General features: G+C 74.3%; 11 protein-coding genes. 4 read left to right on the forward strand and 7 right to left on the reverse strand.

Going from position 1 to position 12,656, the window contains the following annotated elements; all coding sequences use genetic code 11:
• Positions 1-3: 3 nt before the first annotated feature.
• Positions 4-3,027, reverse strand: coding sequence for a bifunctional [glutamine synthetase] adenylyltransferase/[glutamine synthetase]-adenylyl-L-tyrosine phosphorylase (locus M8C11_RS28895; RefSeq protein ID WP_252454541.1), 3,024 nt, complete (start codon positions 3,025-3,027; stop codon positions 4-6).
• A gap of 2 nt (positions 3,028-3,029) precedes the next feature.
• Positions 3,030-3,797 carry a gamma-glutamyl-gamma-aminobutyrate hydrolase family protein gene (locus M8C11_RS28900; protein ID WP_252454543.1) on the reverse strand — a complete coding sequence of 256 codons (768 nt, stop codon included), beginning with the start codon at positions 3,795-3,797 and terminating at the stop codon, positions 3,030-3,032.
• A gap of 112 nt (positions 3,798-3,909) precedes the next feature.
• On the opposite strand from M8C11_RS28900, the gene M8C11_RS28905 reads away from it, so the two are divergent.
• Positions 3,910-4,785, forward strand: a complete 876-nt coding sequence (locus tag M8C11_RS28905; protein ID WP_256487660.1) for an LD-carboxypeptidase — start codon at positions 3,910-3,912, stop codon at positions 4,783-4,785.
• Positions 4,786-4,878: 93 nt separating this feature from the next.
• Here M8C11_RS28905 and M8C11_RS28910 read toward each other — a convergent pair whose 3' ends face one another.
• Positions 4,879-5,784 carry a virginiamycin B lyase gene (locus M8C11_RS28910; RefSeq protein ID WP_252454545.1) on the reverse strand — a complete coding sequence of 302 codons (906 nt, stop codon included), beginning with the start codon at positions 5,782-5,784 and terminating at the stop codon, positions 4,879-4,881.
• Between the two features lie 181 nt (positions 5,785-5,965).
• Between M8C11_RS28910 and M8C11_RS28915 the strand changes: the two genes are divergently transcribed.
• On the forward strand, positions 5,966-6,496 hold the full coding sequence (locus M8C11_RS28915; RefSeq protein ID WP_252454547.1) for a hypothetical protein: 531 nt from the start codon (positions 5,966-5,968) through the stop codon (positions 6,494-6,496).
• A 154-nt stretch (positions 6,497-6,650) separates the two neighbouring features.
• On the opposite strand, the gene M8C11_RS28920 is transcribed toward M8C11_RS28915, so the two are convergent.
• From M8C11_RS28920 to glnA, 4 genes are all read right to left on the reverse strand, one after another.
• Positions 6,651-7,016, reverse strand: a complete 366-nt coding sequence (locus M8C11_RS28920) for a VOC family protein (protein ID WP_252454549.1) — start codon at positions 7,014-7,016, stop codon at positions 6,651-6,653.
• A gap of 97 nt (positions 7,017-7,113) precedes the next feature.
• Entirely contained in the window at positions 7,114-7,806 is a 693-nt protein-coding gene (locus M8C11_RS28925; RefSeq protein WP_252454551.1) for a YafY family protein, read from the reverse strand.
• Positions 7,807-7,838: 32 nt separating this feature from the next.
• On the reverse strand, positions 7,839-8,264 hold the full coding sequence (locus M8C11_RS28930) for a DUF350 domain-containing protein (protein ID WP_120568708.1): 426 nt from the start codon (positions 8,262-8,264) through the stop codon (positions 7,839-7,841).
• A gap of 80 nt (positions 8,265-8,344) precedes the next feature.
• Entirely contained in the window at positions 8,345-9,694 is a 1,350-nt protein-coding gene (gene glnA, locus M8C11_RS28935) for a type I glutamate--ammonia ligase (protein WP_121683520.1), read from the reverse strand.
• Positions 9,695-9,900: 206 nt separating this feature from the next.
• On the opposite strand from glnA, the gene M8C11_RS28940 reads away from it, so the two are divergent.
• Together M8C11_RS28940 and panB are read left to right on the forward strand one after the other, a co-directional pair.
• The gene (locus M8C11_RS28940; protein ID WP_252454553.1) at positions 9,901-11,661 is read left to right on the forward strand and encodes an NAD+ synthase; all 1,761 of its coding nucleotides are present in this window, start codon (positions 9,901-9,903) and stop codon (positions 11,659-11,661) included.
• A 119-nt stretch (positions 11,662-11,780) separates the two neighbouring features.
• A complete protein-coding gene (panB, locus tag M8C11_RS28945; RefSeq protein ID WP_252454555.1) occupies positions 11,781-12,626 on the forward strand; it encodes a 3-methyl-2-oxobutanoate hydroxymethyltransferase in 846 nt (281 codons plus the stop codon).
• Positions 12,627-12,656 lie beyond the last annotated feature (30 nt).

The following is a 12,656-nucleotide window of genomic DNA, read 5'->3' on the forward strand; positions in this document are numbered from 1 at the left end:
GGGTTAGAGGGGGGACTCCAGGATTCGCTGGACGACTGTGCGGGAGTGGCGGCCGGTGCGCAGGTACTCGTCGAGGAACTCGCCCTGGTCCTCGCGCCCCAGCAGCCGCACCACACCGGCCAGCTCCACCCCGTGCCGGGGCAACTGGTCCCCGGCCCGGCCGCGGACCAGCATCAGCGCGTCGCGCACCTCGGCGGCGAGCGTCCAGCCTGCGGCCAGCTCGGCGGCGTCGGAAGGGTCGAGCAGGCCGGCGTCGCGGGCGGCGGCGAGCGCGTCGAGCGTACGGGTGCCGCGCAGGGCGGGCACCTGACCGGCGTACCGGAGCTGGAGCAACTGCACCGCCCACTCGACGTCGGCGAGACCGCCCCGGCCCAGCTTGGTGTGGGTGGCCGGGTCGGCGCCGCGGGGCAGCCGCTCGGTCTCCACCCGCGCCTTGATCCGGCGGATCTCCACCACCTGCTCGCGGCTCAGCCCCTCGGCCGGGTAGCGCACCGGCTCGATCATGGCTTCGAACTCGGCGCCCAGGTCCGCGTCGCCGCAGACGAACCGCGCCCGCAGCAGCGCCTGCGCCTCCCACACCCGGGACCAGCGCGCGTAGTACTGGGCGTACGCGGCGAGGCTGCGGACCAGCGGGCCCTGCCGGCCCTCGGGGCGCAGGTCGGCGTCGACGCCGAGCGGCGGGTCGGGGGCGGGCGCGGACAGCAGCCGGCGCAGCTCCTCGGCGATCGCGTGCGCGGCGGCGCTCGCCGCGCTCTCCTCCACCCCGGGCGGCGGATCGTAGACGAACAGCACGTCGGCGTCGGAGAGGTAGTTCGACTCGTACCCGCCGAGCCGGCCCATGCCGATCACCGCGAAGCGCAGGCCGGGCGGTCCGGGGTGGACGGTACGGGCGGCGCGCAGCGCGGCGGCCAGCGTGGCGTCGGCGACGTGGGACAGCGCGGTGCCCACAGCCGTCACGTCCACCACTGTGGGCCGGCGTTCCCCGCCGCCGACCGGGCGCGGGGTGAGCGGGGCGAGCGAGCCGGCGTGGCTGAGCACGTCGGCGGCGGCGATCCGGACCAGCTCCCGGCGGCGCAGCGCGCGGACCGCCCGGATCGCCTCGACCGGGTCGTCGTGCCGGGCGACGGCGGCGGCGAATCCCTCGACCAGCGTCTCGCGCGGACGCGGGGTCAGTTCGCTGTCCTCGGCGAGCAGCCGCAGCGCCTCCGGTTCGCGGGCCAGCATGTCGGCCGCGTACCGGGAGGAGGACAGCACCCGGGCCAGCCGGCGCGCGACCGGGCCGGAGTCACGCAGCAGGCGCAGGTACCAGGGGGTGCTGCCGAGCTTGTCGGAGACCTGCCGGTAGTTGAGCAGACCGCGGTCCGGCTCGGGGGCGTCGGCGAACTCGTCGAGCAGCACCGGCAGCAGCGTGCGCTGGATGGCGGCGGTGCGGCTGACCCCGCCGGTGAGCGCCTGGAGGTGCCGCAGCGCGCCGGCCGGGTCGGCGAAGCCGAGCACCTCCAGCCGGTGCCGGGCCGCCTCGGGCGTGAGGCGCAGCCCTTCGGCCGGTACGCGGGCCACGGATTCCAGCAGCGGCCGGTAGAGCAGCTTGGCGTGCAGCCGGCGTACCTCGGTGGCGTGGGTGACCCACTCGGCGCGGAACTCCTCGACGGCGCTGCGGCCCGGCGTGGCCGCGTAGCCGAGCGCGGCGGCGAGCCAGCGCAGCGCGGCCGGTTCGGTCGGCACGGTGTGGGTACGGCGCAGGGCCTGGAGCTGGAGCCGGTGCTCGACGGCCCGCAGGAAGCGGTAGCCGCGCAGCAGCGCCTCCCCGTCGGCGCGGCCCACGTAGCCGCCGGCGACGAGCGCGCGCAGCGCCGGTACGGTGCCGGGCACCCGCAGCGCCTCGTCACCCCGGCCGTGCACGAGCTGGAGCAGCTGGACGGCGAACTCGATGTCGCGCAGCCCGCCCGGACCGCGCTTGATCTCGCGTTCCAGCTCCTTCGGCGGCACGTTGTCGAGAATCTTGCGGCGCATGGACCGGACGTCCTCGACCGCCTCGGGGCGTTCGGCGGCGGTCCACACGAGCGGGGCCAGCGCGTCGATCCACTCCTTGGCCAGTTCCAGGTCGCCGGCCGCCGGACGGGCCTTGAGCAGCGCCTGGAACTCCCAGGTGCGAGCCCAGCGCTTGTAGTAGGCGAGGTGGCTGGCGAGCGTGCGGACCAGCGGCCCCCGGTTGCCCTCGGGTCGCAGCGCCGCGTCGACCGGCCAGGCCACCAGCCCGCAGATCTGGATCAGCCGGGTGGCGATCTGGGTCGCGGCGGGCAGGTCGTCGTCGGTCGCGGAGACGAAGATGACGTCGACGTCGGAGACGTAGTTCAGCTCGTCGCCACCGCACTTGCCCATCGCCACCACCGCGAGCCGGGGGCGCGGCGTCCCCTCGGGCAGCTCGTCGGCGGCGATGTCGTAGGCGGCGGCCAGCGTGGCGTCGGCCAGCCCGGACAGCGCCGCCATGGTCTGCTCCAGGCCCCGCCCGCCGGTCAGGTCGGCCGCCGCGATCCGCAGCAGCGCGAGACGGTACGCCTGCCGCAGCAGCGGGACCGCGCCGGTCATCGTGGTCAGCCGGGCGGCGACGCTCAGGTCGAGCCGCCCGTCCGCGGTGGGGGCGAGCCCGTCCGGCTCGGTCGCCAGCACCGCCCACTGCCCGGGGTTGGCGACCAGGTGGTCGCCGAGCGCGGAGGACGCGCCGAGCACCGCGATCAACCGGCGGCGCAGCCCGGGGTCGGCGGCCAGGGCGTCGCGTACGGCCACCTCGTCGCCGGAGCGCCGCTCGGACTCGACCAGCCGGTGCAGCTGACGCAGGGCCAGGTCCGGGTCGGCGGCCCGGGACAACGCGCCGAGCAGCTCGGCGGCGCGTTCGTCGGCGGGCTCCTGGGTGTCGGGCCGCCACAGGGCGAGCCCTTCCGGGCCGAGCAGGTCGGCGGCGCGGGTGGCGCCGTCGCCCTCGGCGAATCCGTAGCGGGCCAGGCGCCCGCGGGCCGGCCGGGTCACCGTCAGGCCCCGAGCAGCGGCAGGCTGCGGCGCGGATTGTCGTCGCCGAGTTCGCCGAGCGCGAGGGCGGCGAACCGGATCGCGAACGGCTGCCACGCCTCCTCGACGTCGGCCATCACCCGGTCGCAGGCGGCCACCACCAGCTCCGGGTCGTAGTCCAGCTCGGCCAGCACGGCCGAGTCGCGGGACCACTCGGCGATCATCGCGGTGTCGCACTCGATGTGGAACTGCAGGCCCCAGGCCCGGTCGCCGAGGCGGAACGCCTGGTGCGGGTAGCGGGTGGACGCGGCCAGCAGCGTCGCGCCGTGCGGCAGCTCGGTGATCTCGTCGGCGTGCCACTGGAGCACGTCGGGCATCAGCGGCACGTACCGGAACAGCGGGTCGTCCTCGGCGGCGTCGCGCCGGCCCACGAGCGCCGGGCCGATCTCCGGCCCGGACGGGCTGCGCTCGACCCGGCCGGCGTGCGCGGTGGCGAGCAGTTGCGCGCCGAGGCAGATCGCCAGCGTGGGCACCCGCCGCCGGACCGCCTTGCGCATCAGCCCCTCCAGCGCCGGGAACCAGGGCGCGCCGGGGTCGCCGTCGGCCCGTGGGTAAGCCTGCTGGTCGCCGCCGAGCACCACGAGCGCGGCGTACCCCTCCAGGTCGGCGGGGAGTGGATCGCCGGCGTGCGGACGCAGCACGCGCAGCTCAAGGCCCCCTTCGGTGAGCCACTCCCCCAGGCGGCGGAGGTCGTCGGTCGGGTCGTTCTCGATCACCAGCGCGGTCGCCACGACGTCGAGGCTAACCGGTGCGGCCGACAGGGCACGGTCCGGCAGGCCCTAGGCTCCGATCGTGCCTGACGACTGCCTGCGCCCACCGGCCCTGCGTCCCGGCGACGCGGTGATGCTGGTGTCCCCGTCCGGGCCGACCCGTCCCGAACGGGTGGCCCGCGGCATCGAGCTGCTCACCGGCTGGGGCCTGCGCCCGGTGCCCGCGCCGAACGCGTACGCCAGGCGGGGTTATCTGGCCGGCGACGACGTGCTGCGGGCCGCGGACCTGAACGCGGCGTTCGCCGACCCGGAGATCCGCGGGGTGATCTGCACCCGGGGCGGCTACGGCGCGCAGCGGGTGGTCGACCTGATCGACATGGCCGCGGTGCGGCGGGATCCGAAGGTGGTGGCCGGGTTCTCCGACATCACCGCGTTGCAGTTCGCGCTGTGGCGGGGCGCCCGGCTGGCCGGGGTGCACGGGCCGGGCGCCGCGTGGCGGGACGAGCGCACGCCGATCCGCTCGGCGGAGTCGCTGCACGCCGCGCTGACCAGCACCGAGCCGGTGACCGTGGCGGCGGTCGAGGCGGAGGAGACGTACCCGGTGCGGGTGCCCGGACGGGCCGAGGGCCGGCTGCTCGGCGGCAACCTGTGCCTGATCACCGCGTCCATCGGCACGCCGGACATGCCCGACCTGACCGGGGCGATCCTGCTGGTCGAGGAGGTGCAGGAGCCGCCGTACAAGATCGACCGGATGCTCACCCACCTGCGCCGCTGCGGCGCGCTGGACGGGATCGCCGGGGTGGCGGTCGGCCAGTTCACCGAGTGCGCGGACGGCTGGGACACCACTGTCGTGGACGTGCTCACCGACCGCCTGGGCGACCTCGGCGTGCCGGTCCTCGGCGGCCTGCCCGTCGGCCACGGCCCGGGCCAGCTCACCGTCCCGGTAGGCACCCCCGCCACCCTGGACGCCACCAGCGGCACCCTGACGGCAACCCCCGCCGTCCGCTGACGCAGCCCCGGCCCCGGCGATCATGAGGTTAGCGGCGGTTTGGAGATCCACAACTGCCGCCAACTTCATGATCGACGCGGCGGGGGCGGCTGATCAACGCGGCGAGGGTGGCGCGGGCGGGGTCAGGTGGGCCACCGCGCCGATCTCCAGGGCCGCCCAGACCGCGCCGTCGGGGGTGACCGTGAGGCCGTGGGGTTCGGACGCCGGGGTCGGCAGGTCGTGGGCGGTGACGTGGCCGTCGGGGTCGACGTGACCGATGCGGTTGGCGCCCCACTCGGTGAACCAGCAGCCGCCGGCCGGATCAGCGACGATCGCGTGCGGGCGGGCCTCCCGGTCCGGCAACGGGATCTCGTCGATCCGCCCGTCCGGCGTGATCCGGCCGATCTGCCCGGCGACGATCTCGACGAACCAGAGCGCGCCGTCGCCGCCCCGGGTGATGCCGACCGGTCCGGCCGCCTCGGTGGGCAGCGGATGCGCTGTCACCGACCCGTCCAGGCCGACCCGGGCGATCGCGTTCGCCTGGTTGAGCGTGAGCCAGAGCGCGTCGTCCGGCCCGGCGGCGAGCATCGACGGGAAGCCCTTCTCGACCGGCAGCGGGAAGGACGTGACCTCCCCATCGACGCCCACCCGGCCGACCGTGTCGTCGTTCATGCCGGCGTACCAGAGCGCGCCGTCCGCACCCACCGCCAGCCCGCACGGGCCGCAGCCGGGCGGCAACTCCACGGAGCTGGTCTCGCCGTCGACGGTGATCCGGCCGAGGCGGTCGTCGCCCGAGCGGGTGTACCAGAGCGCGCCGTCGGGGCCGCCGGCGATGATCAGCGGACGGCTGCCGGGCGGGTCGTCGCGGTAGGTCCGCACCTCGCCGTCGAGGCCGAGCCGGGCGACGCCGCCGGAGCCGGCCAGCGTCAGCCAGAGGGCGCCGTCGGGCCCGACCGTGATCGAGTACGGCCCGGAGCCCGGCCCGGTGAGCGGGATCTCGCGGATGGCGGGCTGTGTCATCGAGTGGCCTTTCGTCGGGTTTCACCCAGCCTTGCGGGCACTCCGGCGTGCCGGCAACGCGAATAAAACGGGCCTTCCGGGCGGGATTGCCAGCTCGCTGACAGGTTCGCCACGGGTTGCCCTCAGTTCCGGCGACCACTGTCGGTGACGTCATCGCACCACCACCGAACAGGAGGATCGCATGATCCGCACGATGTCGAAGAAGCACCTGCTGGTCGGCCTGGCCGCCGCCGGTGTGCTCGGCGTCGGGATCGCCGCCCCGACGGTGGCGCTCGCCGACGACAAGAGCCCGAACCCGTCTTCGAGCGCCAGCAGCAGCACCGACCAGGGTGACGACCGCCGCCAGAAGCACGCCGACCGGCAGGCCGAGTTCGCCGAGGCGCTCGCGAAGGAGCTGGGCGTCCCGACCGACAAGGTGACCGCGGCGCTGGAGAAGCTGCACGAGCAGCGGCAGGGCGACCGCCCGGCGCGGCCGGAGCGGCCGTCGACCGAGGACCGGCAGGCCGCGCTGAAGGAGCGGCTGGACCAGGCCGTCACCGACGGCAAGCTCACCCAGGAGCAGGCCGACGCGGTGCTCAAGGCCGCCGAGGCCGGCGTGTTCCCGGGCCCGGGCAAGGGCGGCCACGACGGCCGGCCCGGCCACCACGGCAAGGGCGGCGACAAGGCCGACAAGGGCGCCGAGGCCGAGCAGGAGGGCCAGGGCGGCAAGTGACGTGGTGGCCCCGCCGCCCCTCACCGGCCGTTCCCTCCTCCTGGCCGGAGTTGAGCGGGGCCACCCCCGGTGGCGGTGCCCGGACGGGCACCGCCACCGCGCCGTTCCCGGTGCGGTCGTCGCAGTCCCGGCGACGACCGCACCCGACACACCGTCAGCCCTCGGCGGGCGGGGTGAAGACGCCGAGCAGGTTGCCCGACGGGTCGCGCAACAGGGCGCGTACGAGTCCGATCGGCGTGGTCACCGGCGCCGTCAGTACGGTCCCGCCGGCCGTCTCGGCCCGGCGGCAGGTCTCCGCGACGTCCGCCACCTGGGCGTAGAAGATCGCGTAGTTGCCGGTGTCGGTGTCCCGGATCGCGCCGCCGATCCCCCGCCCACCGCCGGCCGCCGTCTGCCGGTACGACCCGCCCGGGCCGCCCTGCTCGTCGAAACTCCAGCCGAACAGCTCGGAGTAGAACCGCTGCGCCTCGTCCGGGCGGTCGGAGCCGATCTCGAACCAGGTCACGGGCGTGCTGGACATGCTTCCTCCTGAGGGTTCGCGCCGGCGTCGGCCGGCGTCGTCAGGATTCAGCGTGCTACCGGGTCACGACAGCGTCCTGTCGGTGTTTCCACCCGGATCAGACCAGGCTGAGCGGGCGCACCCGGTCGACCGGCACGTCGAGGTCACCGGGACGCAGCTCCCGGGTCACCGGCTCGGCCAGCGGGTGCACCGACACGATCCGGTCGGTGCGGAAACAGCGCAGACCGTCGCGCAGACGGCACCAGGCGACCAGGTACCAGTGCACCGAGTTGCCCAGGTAGGCAAGCGGCTCCACGTCGCGCGCCGAATCGGCGCCGCCGCGGTCGGCGTACCGCAGGCGCAGCACCCGCCCGGCGGCGACCGCGTCGGCGACGGCGGCCGGGACGGGCGTGCCCGGCCCGTCGCCGACCAGGTGCACCCGGCCGGCGAGCCGGTGCGCCTCGGCCACCGCTGCGGGCGGCATCACCGCGACCAGCTTGCGCAGCGCGGCGCCGGCCGCCGGGGCGAACGGGGAGCCGCCGAGCCGGTGCAACGCGACGGCCATCGCCACCGCCTCGGCCGGGGTCAGGTTGACCGGCGGCAACGTGCGCGCCCGGTCGACCACGTAGCCGCCGGTGCGGCCCGGCTCGGCCCAGATCGGCACCCCGGCGCCCTGCAACGCGGAGATGTCGCGCTCGACGGTGCGGGTGCTCACCTCGAAGCGGCGGGCCAGCCAGCTCGCGCTGCGCGGGCGCGGCGACACCGCCCGCAGTTCCTCGACCAGGGCGTAGAGACGGTCGGTGCGGTTCACCCCCGGACGCTAACCCCGGGGTACGACACCACTCAGGCGATGCAGGCGCAGACGATCAGCGCGGCGCCGAAGTGGGTGGCGGCGCTGACCCGGGCCGCCGGGTGCGGCTCGTCGGCGGCGATGACGTCGCCCAGCTTGCCCGGGGTGAGCAGGTCCAGCACCAGGAACGCCAGCGCCATCACCAGCAGGCCGACCAGCCCGAACACCACAGTGGAAGCGAGCCCCTTGGTGAACGAGCTGTAGCTGGTCAGCACGGCGGTGAAGACGATGCCGGCGATGCCGAGCTGGTTGGCGGCGAGCAGCAGCGCGGCGTTGCCGTTGCGGCGTACCCAGATCAGCTCCCGCAGCCTGCCCGGGGTGAGCAGGTCGACGAGCAGGAATCCGGCGGCCATCAGCGCCACCCCGACGATCCCGAACACGATGCTCTGCCACGCCCCGTCGAGCAGATCTCCCAGCACCAACGCCTCCCCGGCTCACGCCGCCCGGCGGAGGTGCCGGGGCGGTGCCGCAGACGATAGCGGCACCGCGCCAGCGTGATCTAGAGCGACAGGTAACGCTGCCGCTCGTACGGGGTGACCTCGCGGCGGTACTGCTCCCACTCGGAGCGCTTGTTGCGCAGGAAGAAGTCGAAGACGTGCTCGCCGAGCACCTCGGCGACCAGCTCGGAGCCCGCCATCACGTCGATCGCCTCGGCCAGGTTCTCCGGCAGCGCCTCGTACCCCATGGCGCGGCGCTCGGCGCTGCTCAACGACCAGACGTCGTCCTCGGCGCCCGGGGGCAGCTCGTAGCCCTCCTCGATGCCCTTGAGGCCGGCGCCGAGCATCACCGCGAACGCCAGGTAGGGGTTGGTCGCGGAGTCCAGCGAGCGGACCTCGACCCGGGCCGAGTTCGGCTTGCCGTACGCGGGCACCCGGACCAGCGCGGACCGGTTCAGGTGACCCCAGCAGACGTACGCCGGGCTCTCGGTGATCCGGTCCGGCAGCGCCTGCGGGAACAGCCGCTTGTACGAGTTGACCCACTGGTTGGTCACCGCTGTGTACTCGCGGGCGTGGGTGAGCAGCCCGGCGATGAACGACTTGGCGACCTTGGACAGCTTCATCGGGTCGCCGGCGTCGTGGAACGCGTTGCGCTCCCCCTCGAACAGCGACAGGTGGGTGTGCATGCCGTTGCCGGGCTGGTCGGTGAACGGCTTCGGCATGAAGCTGGCCTGCACGCCGGTGGAGAGCGCGACCTCCTTCACCACGTGCCGGAACGTCATGATGTTGTCGGCGGTGGTGAGCGCGTCGGCGTAGCGCAGGTCGATCTCCTGCTGGCCGGGGGCGACCTCGTGGTGGCTGTACTCCACCGAGATGCCGATCCGCTCCAGCGCCAGCACGGCCTGGCGGCGGAAGTCCCGCGCCACGGCGTGCGTGGTGTGCTCGAAGTAGCCGCCGGTGTCGACGGGGATCGGCACCGAGCCGTCCTGCGGGCCGTTCTCCAGCAGGAAGAACTCGATCTCCGGGTGGGTGTAGAAGGTGAAGCCCTTGTCGGCGGCCCGGGAGAGCATCCGGCGCAGCACGTGCCGCGGGTCGGCCCAGGACGGGCTGCCGTCGGGCAGCGAGATGTCGCAGAACATCCGGGCGCTCTCGCCGCTGACCCCGCCCTCGAACGGGAAGACCTGGAACGTGGTCGGGTCCGGCATGGCGACCATGTCCGACTCGAAGACCCGGGCGAAGCCCTCGATCGCGGAGCCGTCGAAACCGATGCCCTCGTCGAAGGCCGCCTCCAGTTCCGCGGGGGCCACCGAGACACTCTTGAGCGTGCCGAGCACATCGGTGAACCACAGCCGGACGAAACGGATGTCCCGCTCTTCCAGCGTACGGAGGACGAACTCCTGCTGACGGTCCACTTCCACCCCTCGTGACACGTACGTCCGCACCGGTCGGGCCGGCCCGGCCTGACCGCCCAGTCTCCACCGGGCTCGTTACGCCGACGTTACGCCCTCCCCGGCCGGCCGTCCCGCCGTGTCCACCGGGCTGGGACACCGGGGCCGCGGTACCCCGTTCTGCCGTAACCGGTCGGATTCGGCCGGGACGCCTGGGGGAAGATGGGGACATGCCCACCCTGCGTCTCGCCCTGTGCCAGGTCAACCCGACGGTAGGCGACCTCGCCGGCAACGCCGGCCTGGTCCGCGCGTGGAGCCGTCGGGCCGCCGACGCCGGCGCCCAGCTCGTCCTGTTCCCCGAGCTGATGCTCACCGGTTACCCGGTCGAGGACCTGGTGTTCCGCCGCTCGTTCGTCGCCGCGTCCCGCGCCGCGCTGCACCGGCTCGCCGCCGACCTGGCCGCCGACGGCCTCGGTGACCTGCCGGTGCTGGTCGGCTACCTGGACGCGGACGGCCCTCCGCAGGTCAGCTCGGACGCCCAGCCGGGCCGGGGCGCCCGCAACGCGGCGGCGGTGCTGCACCGGGGCGAGGTGGTGGCCACCTACTTCAAGCACCACCTGCCCAACTACGGCGTCTTCGACGAGGACCGCTACTTCGTCGCCGGCGACACGCTGACAGTGGTGCGCGTGGGCGGGGTGGACGTGGCGCTGACCATCTGCGAGGACCTGTGGCAGGCCGGCGGCCCGTTCGCGGTGGCCCGGGAGGCCGGCGTCGGGCTGGTGCTGAGCATCAACGGCTCGCCGTACGAGCTGAACAAGGACGACGTGCGGCTGCCGCTGGTGCGCCGGCGCGCCGCCGAGGCCGGGGCCGCCATCGCGTACGTGAACATGGTCGGCGGCCAGGACGAGCTGGTCTACGACGGCGACTCGATGATCGTCGCCGCGGACGGCACGCTGCTGACCCGGGCGCCGCAGTTCGTCGAGCACCTGGTGGTGCACGACCTGGAGCTGCCGGCGGCGACCGGGGCACCGGGCGAGGCCGGCGCGCTGACCGACGGGATGCGCGTGGTCCGCCACGAGATCCCGGCGATCCCGGCCGCACCGCCCGGCCCGGCGGCCGACGGCGGGATCATCGAGCCGGTCGCCGACGAGGCCGAGGTGTGGCACGCGCTGGTGCTGGGCCTGCGCGACTACATCGACAAGAACCGCTTCCCCTCGGTGGTGCTCGGCCTGTCCGGCGGCATCGACTCGGCGGTGGCGGCGGCCATCGCGGTGGACGCGGTCGGCCCGGACCGGGTCGTCGGCGTCTCGATGCCCAGCCAGCACTCCTCGGAGCACTCCCGCACCGACGCCGAGGACCTGGCGAAGCGGACCGGCCTGGACTACCGGGTCGAGCCGATCCAGCCGATGGTGGACACGTTCCTGGCGAACATGTCGCTGTCCGGGGTGGCGGTGGAGAACCTCCAGGCCCGGGTACGCGGCGTGATCCTCATGGCGCTGTCGAACCAGGAGGGCCACCTGGTGCTCACCACCGGCAACAAGAGCGAGCTGGCGGTGGGTTACTCGACGCTCTACGGCGATTCGGTGGGCGGCTACAACCCGGTCAAGGACGTCTGGAAGACGCTCGTGTGGCGGCTGGCGAAGTGGCGCAACGCCGACGCGGTACGGCGCGGGCAGACGCCGCCGATCCCGGAGAACTCGATCGGCAAGCCGCCGTCGGCGGAGCTGAGCCCGGGCCAGCTCGACAGCGACACGCTGCCCGACTACGACGTGCTCGACCCGATCCTGATCGGCTACGTCGACGGTGACCTGGGCCGCGACGGCCTGGTCGAGTCCGGCCACGACCCGGCGGTGGTGGACAAGGTGCTGCGGATGGTGGATACCGCCGAGTACAAGCGACGGCAGTCGGCGCCCGGCACCAAGATCTCCATGAAGGCGTTCGGGCGGGACCGGCGGCTGCCGATCACCAACCGGTGGCGCGAGGACGGCTGACCGCTCCCCCGGCCGGGGAGTGACATCCTCCACTCCGACCTGCCCGCGGCCCGCCGCCCGGTGCGACGATCGCGGGGAACCCGGGGACCGCGTGCGCGGCCTCGAGGAAGGAGATTGTCATGGTGGAGTCCACCCCGGCCGAGGTGACCGCCCTCTACGGCGGGCCGGCCACCCGGCGGGTACGCACCCGCGACCTGATCGCCGCCAAGGAGCGCGGCGAGCGGTGGGCGATGCTGACGTCGTACGACCAGTACACGGCCTCGATCTTCGACCAGGCGGGGATCCCGGTGCTGCTGGTCGGCGACTCGGCGGCGAACAACGTCTTCGGCTACGAGACCACGCTGCCGGTGACCGCCGAGGAGCTGCTGCCGCTGGTGCGTGCCGTGGTCCGCGCCACGAAGCACTCGCTGATCGTCGGTGACCTGCCGTTCGGCTCGTACGAGGAGGGGCCGGCGCAGGCGCTGCGCACCGCGGTGCGGTTCATGAAGGAGGGCGGCTGCCACGCGGTGAAGCTGGAGGGCGGGCGGCGCTGTGCCGCCCAGATCGAGGCGATCACCGGGGCCGGCATCCCGGTGATGGCGCACATCGGCTTCACCCCGCAGAGCGAGCACACGCTCGGCGGCTACCGGGTGCAGGGCCGGGGCGAGGCGGCCGAGGAGGTGCTCGCCGACGCGCGGGCGGTGGCCGAGGCGGGCGCGTTCGCGGTGGTGCTGGAGATGGTGCCGGGTGAGGTGGCCAAGCGGGTCACGGCCGAGCTGCCCATCCCCACCGTCGGCATCGGGGCCGGCCCGGACACCGACGGGCAGGTGCTGGTCTGGCAGGACATGGCCGGGCTGCGGACCGGCCGGGCGCCGCGCTTCGTGAAGCGTTACGCCGACCTGGCCGGCGTGCTCACCGACGCCACCCGCCGGTTCGCCGACGACGTGCGCGGCGGCGAGTTCCCGGCGGCCGAGCACACGTTCTGAGGCGGGTACGGCGGGAGCCGGCGCCGGCCG

The organism is Micromonospora sp. CPM1 (assembly GCF_023896895.1).
In the GTDB taxonomy this organism is placed as follows: domain Bacteria; phylum Actinomycetota; class Actinomycetes; order Mycobacteriales; family Micromonosporaceae; genus Micromonospora; species Micromonospora tulbaghiae.